The organism is Mycobacterium colombiense, from assembly GCF_003284935.1.
In the GTDB taxonomy this organism is placed as follows: domain Bacteria; phylum Actinomycetota; class Actinomycetes; order Mycobacteriales; family Mycobacteriaceae; genus Mycobacterium; species Mycobacterium arosiense_A.
This window is the reverse complement of the sequence record NZ_QMEV01000131.1, coordinates 1-4,097: the sequence shown is the minus strand read 5'-3', so window position 1 is coordinate 4,097 and position 4,097 is coordinate 1. Positions and strand designations below refer to the sequence as shown.

General features: G+C 67.1%; 3 protein-coding genes. All 3 read left to right on the top strand.

What is annotated here, in order from left to right; genetic code table 11:
* The first annotated feature begins 279 nt into the window (after positions 1-279).
* A complete protein-coding gene (gene trmB / locus DQP57_RS26210; protein WP_240631897.1) occupies positions 280-1,020 on the top strand; it encodes a tRNA (guanosine(46)-N7)-methyltransferase TrmB in 741 nt (246 codons plus the stop codon).
* Between the two features lie 13 nt (positions 1,021-1,033).
* Positions 1,034-1,747, top strand: a complete 714-nt coding sequence (locus tag DQP57_RS26205; protein ID WP_112635795.1) for an NYN domain-containing protein — start codon at positions 1,034-1,036, stop codon at positions 1,745-1,747.
* 49 nt (positions 1,748-1,796) lie between these two features.
* On the top strand, positions 1,797-4,097 hold a 2,301-nt coding region (locus DQP57_RS26200), incomplete at its 3' end, for an MMPL family transporter (protein WP_133259321.1).

The window sequence follows — 4,097 nt, the reverse complement described above, 5'->3', positions numbered from 1 at the left end:
ACCGCGCCAGCTCGTCGACGAAACTCTGGTGTCCTTGTCCCCTCATATCCCGCCTGTTCGGTCCAGCTGACCCCTCGCCCGGCCGCGTCGAAACTACTGGGCGCAGCACCGAAGCCGAGCGGCCCCACCGAATGGTGGCATCTGCGTCACCAAGAAGCGAGCCACCGTTAATCAGTTACCCGTTGAAGACAACTGTTGGGTATCAATCCGGACCAGGGGCGGCTACATCCAAGGTTTATAGGCCACCATGGACAAATGCATGCGCAGCGCGGGGTGGCGATGTCTGCCGACACGCCCTCGGGGGACTCGAACCGCCCCGACCAGCGCTATCTCCCGGCCACGGCGTTCCGGGCCCGCCGAGCGGCCCTGTCCGATGCCCAGCGCCAGACCTGGGAGCGCCGCTGGCCCGAGCTCGGGCTGTCGATCGGCTCCGCGGCCGACGAGGCCGACCACCCCGAACCCCCGCTGGATACCCGCGCCTGGTTCGGGCGTCAGGCGCCGGTGGTGCTCGAAATCGGTTGTGGTAGTGGCATTTCCACGCTGGCGATGGCCAAGGAAGAGCCCGGCATCGACGTGGTCGCGGTGGAGGTCTACCGGCGCGGGCTGGCGCAGCTGCTGTGCGCGATCGACCGCGACAAGGTGAGCAACATCCGGCTGATCCGCGGCAACGCCGTCGACGTCCTGCAACGACTCATCGCGCCCGGCTCGCTGACCGGGGTTCGGGTCTTCTTTCCCGATCCATGGCCGAAGGCGCGCCACCACAAACGCAGGTTCCTGCAGCCGGGCACGATTGGCTTGATAGCCGACCGGCTACTCCCTGGTGGTGTCCTGCACATTGCGACGGACCACGCCGGCTACGCCGAGCACATCGCCGAGGTCGGCGCGGGCGAACCCCGGCTGCGCCCTGCCGATCCCGACGGCGCACTGGCGATCTCGGTCAAGCGCCCCACCACCAAGTACGAGACGAAGGCCCAAGAAGCGGGCAGCGCCGTCACCGAATTCATTTGGCTTAGACGATGAGTAGGCGATGACTATGAGCCTGACCGAAGAGACCGCGGCGGGGGCCGAACCCGTCGCGCCGCCGGCCGTGCTGACCGGCGACGAGCTGGGCGGCTTCTCTCCCCCGGGCGGACGCGTGTTGCTGGTGTGGGACGCCCCGAACCTCGACATGGGCCTGGGATCCATCCTGGGCAGGCGCCCGACGGCTTTGGAGCGTCCGCGGTTCGACGCCCTGGGCCGCTGGTTGCTGGCGCGCACGGCCGAGGTCAGCGCCGCGCGCCCGGGCGTCGTGGTGGAACCCGAGGCCACCGTCTTCACCAACATCGCGCCGGGCAGCGCCGACGTCGTCCGGCCCTGGGTGGACGCGCTCCGTAACGTGGGGTTCGCGGTGTTCGCCAAGCCGAAGATCGACGAGGACAGCGACGTCGACCGCGACATGCTGGCCCACATCGAGCTGCGCCGCACCGAGGGGCTGGCGGCGCTGGTGGTGGCCTCCGCCGACGGTCAGGCGTTTCGCCACCCGCTGGAAGACATCGCACGATCCGGGGTCGGCGTCCAGGTGATCGGATTTCGCGAACATGCGAGTTGGGCGCTAGCGTCGGATACCTTGGACTTCGTTGATCTGGAGGACATCGCTGGTGTCTTCCGGGAACCGTTGCCGCGGATCGGCCTAGATTCGCTGCCTGACCAGGGAGCGTGGCTGCAGCCGTTCCGGCCGCTGTCCGCGCTGTTGACCGCGCGTGTGTGACACTGGAAAACCGATGCGCGGGTCGTTAACGATCCAGTAAGGAGCTTGCGTGTTCGCCTGGTGGGGTCGAACTGTGTACCGATATCGGTACATCGTGATCGGGGTCACGGTAGCTCTGTGTCTGCTGGGTGGCGTCTTCGGAATCAGCTTGGGCAAGCATGTTACACAGAGCGGCTTCTACGACGACGGCAGCCAATCCGTGAAGGCGTCGGTGCTGGGCGACCAGACCTACGGCCGTGACCGCACCAGCCACGTGGTGGCCACCTTCACCGCTCCCGACGGAAAAACGGTCGACGACCCGGCGTGGCGGAACAAGGTCGTCGCCGAGCTCAACAAGTTCAAGACCGACCATCCCGACCAGGTCGTCGGGTGGGCCGGCTGGCTGGCGCTGGCGAATCCCGCCGACGCGCCCCCGCTCATCAAGGGGATGGTGAGCGAGGACAAGAAGCACACGTTCGTGTCCATCCCGCTCAAGGGCGACGACGACGACAGCATCCTCAACAACTACAAGGCCATCGCACCGGATCTGCAGAAGCTCAACGGCGGGACCGTGGAACTCGCCGGCCTCGAGCCGATCGCCAACGCCCTGACCGGCACCATCGCCACCGACCAGCGCCGCATGGAGGTCCTCGCCGTGCCGATGGTGGCGGTGGTCCTGTTCCTCGTCTTCGGGGGCGCGGTCGCCGCCGGCCTGCCGGCCATCGTCGGTGGCCTGAGCATCGCGGGTTCACTGGGCATCCTGCGGCTGGTCGCCGCGTTCGGGCCGGTGCACTATTTCGCCCAGCCGGTGGTCTCGCTGATCGGCCTGGGCATCGCCATCGACTACGGACTGTTCGTGGTGAGCCGGTTCCGGGAGGAGATCGCCGAGGGCTACGACACCGAGGCCGCGGTGCGAAGAACCGTGATGACGGCCGGTCGCACCGTGACGTTCTCCGCGGTGCTCATCATCGCGTCCAGCGCCAGCCTGCTGGTGCTGCCGCAGGGCTTCGTGCATTCGCTGACCTACGCCATCTTCGCCGCGGTGGGCCTCGCCGCGTTGCTGTCGATCACGTTCCTGCCGGCCTGCCTGGGCATCCTCGGCCGCCACGTCGACGCGCTGGGGGTGCGGACCGCCTTCCGGGTGCCGTTCCTGCGGAACTGGAAGTATTCGCGCGCCTACCTGAACTGGCTGGCCGATCGGCTGCAGAAGACCAAGACCCGCGAAGAGGTCGAGGCCGGCTTCTGGGGCAAGCTCGTCAACTGGGTGATGAAGAAGCCGTTGGCGTTTGCCATCCCGATCGCCGTCGGCATGATCCTGCTGGTCATCCCGCTGGGCAACCTGTCGTTCGGCGGGATGAGCGAGAAGTATCTGCCCCCGGACAACCCCGTGCGCCTGGCGCAGGAACATTTCGACAAGCAATTCCCCGGCTACCGGACCGAACAGCTCACCGTGGTGATCCAGAGCGACAACCACAGCAAGGTCACCGACCAGCAGGTGGCAGACATCCGCAACAGGATTTCTTCGATCGGCGGGTTCACCGACAAGACCTGGCAGGAGCGAGCCTGTCCGACCATCGCAGGCAACCCCTGCGTCGCGGGCCCGAACGGGACCACGGTCCCCAAGGACGGCTCGGTGCGGGTGATCCAGAACGGCCTGGCCAACCGCAATGACGCGGCCAAGAAGATCGCCGAACTGCGGGCGGTGAATCCCCCGAAGGGGTTGAACCTCTACGTCGGCGGCACGCCGGCTTTGGAGCAGGACAGCATCCACAGCCTGTTCGACAAGGCGCCGTTGATGCTGGTGCTGCTGCTGGGCGCCACGCTGCTGCTGATGTTCCTGGCGTTCGGGTCGGTGGTGCTGCCGATCAAGGCGGTGCTGATGAGCGCGCTGACGCTGGGATCGACGATGGGCATCCTTACCTGGATCTTCGTCGACGGGCACCTGTCGGGCGTCCTGAACTTCACGCCGACGCCGCTGATGGTGGTGGTGATCGCGCTCGTCGTCGCCGTCGGCTTCGGCCTGGCCACCGACTACGAGGTGTTCCTGGTGTCGCGCATGGTCGAGGCCCGCGAACGCGGCATGTCGACGGCCGAGGCCATCCGGATCGGCACCGCGACCACCGGGCGCCTGATCACGGCCGCCGCGCTGGTGCTGGCGGTGGTGGCCAGTTCGTTCGTTTTCTCCGACCTGGTGTTGATGAAGTATCTGGCCTTCGGCCTGATGGCGGCGCTGCTGCTGGACGCCACCGTCGTCCGGATGTTCCTGGTGCCGTCGGTGATGAAGCTGCTCGGCGACGACTGCTGGTGGGCACCGCGCTGGGCCCGGCGCCTGCAGAACAAGATCGGGCTGGGTGAGATCGACCTGCCCGAC

Bases quoted from the DNA above. Each gene is read 5' to 3' on its own strand.
- trmB (WP_240631897.1), top strand. From the start codon at position 280: ATGTCTGCCGACACGCCCTCGGGGGACTCGAACCGCCCCGACCAGCGC.
- DQP57_RS26205 (WP_112635795.1), top strand. From the start codon at position 1,034: ATGAGCCTGACCGAAGAGACCGCGGCGGGGGCCGAACCCGTCGCGCCG.